The organism is Kitasatospora sp. NPDC001527 (assembly GCF_040298605.1).
GTDB lineage: Bacteria > Actinomycetota > Actinomycetes > Streptomycetales > Streptomycetaceae > Kitasatospora.
In genome coordinates this window covers 1-3,162 of the sequence record NZ_JBEPAM010000117.1, presented here as the reverse complement: position 1 = coordinate 3,162, position 3,162 = coordinate 1, and the positions used below count along the sequence as shown (strand labels likewise).

Below are 3,162 nucleotides of genomic sequence, written 5' to 3'. Positions count from 1 at the left end.
TGCTGTCAAAACCCGTGAACATTTCGAATCCCCGCGGGTGTTGCCCGCCTCCCAAACCGGTGTACATCCGCTGCCCGTTCTCACGGACAGAGCCACGGCCTCGTTGTGGGCGCGCATGGGCTTGTAGGCGTCGTGCCATGCCGGGCCGAGGTAGGGGCGGTCCTGGCGGAGTTTGTCGATCTTGCCGAGGTCGCCGGGGCGAACGGTGATTGTCGGTTTGCGGCAGATCCGCGGCAGGTCCCTGGCCGCGGGCGGGCGCAGGCGCTCGGCGGGGGCGATCTGGACGCTGGGCTTCGCGGCGAGGTGGGCCGTGGTGGAACGGGCACTGGTGAGGTCGACCACCGCGGGCGGACCCGCCTGGGGCCGGTGCACGCGGTTGAAACGGGGGCGGGTCACGGAGGGGGACGATCCGGCGGCAGGGCACTGGAGGCGGACCGTCCCGTGCCGGTCGGGACCCTGCTTGCGCTTGAGGAAGTAGGGCTCCCTGGCCGCCAGTCGCTGCCGCAGCCTCTCGTTGGGATCGCGAACCGTCTTGTCATCGAGCCCGGTGGTGGCGTTGGCGAGGGCCTCGGGCAGGAGCGGGCAGGCGAGGGTGCCGTCGACGAGGACGGCGCCGAGGTGGCTGCCCTGGACGCCGCGCTGGTCCTGCTTGTAGTCGAGGGCGAGCTGGTAGCCGAGCTGGCGGACGTGCAGCTGGAAGTGCTCGGTGGTCTGGTCGGTGTAGGCGCGGTCGGCGGCGAGCAGACCGATGGGCAGGCCGAGCGGGACGAGGGCTTGGAGCGTGTGGACGGCGTTTGGGGCCGACGCGTTTGCCGGGGGTGTCGAGGAGGGCGCCCAGGATGAGCTGGGGGTGCTTGCTCGCTCGGGTTCCGGCTGCCGGATGGTTCGCGGGGTGGCGGCGGCTGACCGCGGCCAGGAGGGTTGCGCTGTGTCCGAATTCGCCTTCGGTGCTGCCTCCGCTGAAGTGCCAGCCGGTCGGCGTGGTCGTCTTCCCAAGCGGCGGCGTGGACGGCCGCGTCGGCGAGCGGGAGCCGCCGACGGCGGTCCGTGCGAGCCGGGTCCAGGGCGGTGGTCAGGCGGTCGAACGACCGGTAGACGCGCTGGCAGGCTCAAGCCGCTGCCGCTCCCAAACGGGCCACATACCGTGCGCAACCGTAGGGCCGGACCCCAAATGCCCGCAGGGCGTGATCACATTTGCCGCAAACCAACAACTCCGATCCGCAGCCTGGCTGTTCGCCGACCGCAGGCGCACGAACCAGCACGAGCGCGACTCCCGACTGCCATGATCAGCACATGAGTGAGTACTCCTGGCCCTGGGAGACCTACCAGGACCGAGCAGCCACCGCCCGCGAAGCCTGGACCGAAACCGTCCGAGCCCTGCCCGTCGGTACCCGGATCACAGGCGAGGTCGTCGGGCGGCAGCCCTTCGGCGTGTTCCTCGCAATCGACGGCCGGCCCGACGCCGTCGGCCTCGCCAAAGTCACCGCCATGCCCAGATGCCTGGACCTGCCCGCGGTCGGCCAGCGTGTCATCGGGGAAGTCGTCTGGCACGCCGATCACAACCACCAGGTCGGAGTCACGCTCGCCACGTGGGCCCACCACGAGGACCTGCTGCCCACGTTCGCCGACCGCATCGGCCAAGTCGTCAACGGACGCGTCACCAAGACCGTGCCGATCGGAACGTTCGTCCGCATCGCCCACTGCGTCGAGGGGCTCATACCTGCCGCCGCGTTCTCCGGCCCGCCCGCCGAGGTGGCCGGGCAGGCGGTCCGCGACGGCCAGGAGATTTCCGTGCGTATCCTCGCCGTCGACCTCGAACGGCGCCGGATCAGCCTGTCAGTCAACCGCGTGCCATAGGGCACGGGCTCACGCCCGGAGACACCGAGCCTGAAGGTCGAAGCAGACGAGCCCCAGTGATGCGGCCACCTCTGCCGAGCGGACGCCTCGGCAGCCGTTTTCGGTTGTCACTTGTGGAGATCGGGCCAACCGTCAGTGTTCGAGCAGGATTCGTAGACATAGCGGGTGAGGCGGTCCCATTCCGTTCCGGTCACCTGCTCGAACGCCTCCTCGTGGACGTAGAGCAGTTCCTCGCAGTGCAAGGCGGTGAACGGCGCGAACCGCTCCGGGTGACCGAAGACGCTCTCGTATGCCTGGCGGCCGGCGGCCACGACGGCAGCCCGCGAGTACAGGAAACTGTCGTCCGACTGCGGAAACGGCGAACCATCGGCCAGCTCCATCCCGAGGACGGGCAGCGTGCCGAAGTCCGCCTGGTCCAGCCGGTAGAGAGCTTCCGCGAGACGCTCTCCGAAGCCGATGATCTGACTCACCGGTTCGCGCGAGAGAACCTCGGTCAGGTGGCCGCAGGCGTCCTCGAAACCCTGGCAGGTCTCGATGCCGGCCTCACCGCCGAGCACCTCGATGAGCTGCCAGAACCGCTCCCAGGTCATCACCGGCAAGCCGTGGTCGACGCCACTGTTCAGCGGAGCCCTCGACTCGTTCACGGCGTGATCACCATGCTCTTCCTCGTCGTCGAACGACTCGTCGCTCCATCTGAACCAAGCGTCCCTGCCCTGGACGTGGAGCAGGAACTCGGCAACCGGTCCCGATGGCGACAGCAGCGACAGCGCCTTCCTGATCTCGTCGTAGGCGCCGTCGAAGCCTTCCCAGTCCTCACCGTCGGCAAGTGCCTGTGATCGGGCGAACAGCGGCTCGAACATGACGAAGGCCGGGCTTGCGATGAATCGTCCGCGGAGCCAGGGAAAGTCGGTCTCCTCGACCACGATCTCGCCCACGAGCTCATCCCCGCGTACCAGCTGCCAGACCTGGCCCTCGAATCCCATCGCACCCAGCCTTTGTCGTCTGTTGCCGCACTGCGCTGCCCGGCAGTCTCACACGCCCCTGTGACATAGCGGGCCGGGAAACGATCACCATGCGGATGGGAAGCGATCTTGGGGGGCCTTGGAAGCTCCATGGTCAGCCCTACTCGTGAACGGCCCAGGCGCTTGGTGGCTGACCCCCGCCTGCGCGGGGAGGACTGCGGCGGCTGCTGCCCGGCGGCGGGGCTGGCCGGCTGACCCCCGCTCGTGCGGGGAAGATATGCCGAGGTGCCGGCAGGCACCTCACGAACCCGAAACGGTGTCATCCCGTTCAGCGAGGAACTTG

At 68.8% G+C, this 3,162-nt stretch carries 2 protein-coding genes and 1 pseudogene; 1 reads left to right on the top strand and 2 read right to left on the bottom strand.

Annotation, left to right across the window (positions count from 1 at the left end):
* Positions 1-996, bottom strand: a pseudogene (locus ABT238_RS38650) (hypothetical protein); the annotation flags it as partial.
* A gap of 297 nt (positions 997-1,293) precedes the next feature.
* On the opposite strand from ABT238_RS38650, the gene ABT238_RS38645 reads away from it, so the two are divergent.
* Positions 1,294-1,857 carry a S1 RNA-binding domain-containing protein gene (locus ABT238_RS38645; RefSeq protein WP_350807364.1) on the top strand — a complete coding sequence of 188 codons (564 nt, stop codon included), beginning with the start codon at positions 1,294-1,296 and terminating at the stop codon, positions 1,855-1,857.
* 107 nt (positions 1,858-1,964) lie between these two features.
* Here ABT238_RS38645 and ABT238_RS38640 read toward each other — a convergent pair whose 3' ends face one another.
* Positions 1,965-2,792: a DUF4240 domain-containing protein gene (locus tag ABT238_RS38640; protein WP_350566076.1), complete on the bottom strand. Its 828-nt coding sequence runs from the start codon at positions 2,790-2,792 to the stop codon at positions 1,965-1,967.
* Positions 2,793-3,162 lie beyond the last annotated feature (370 nt).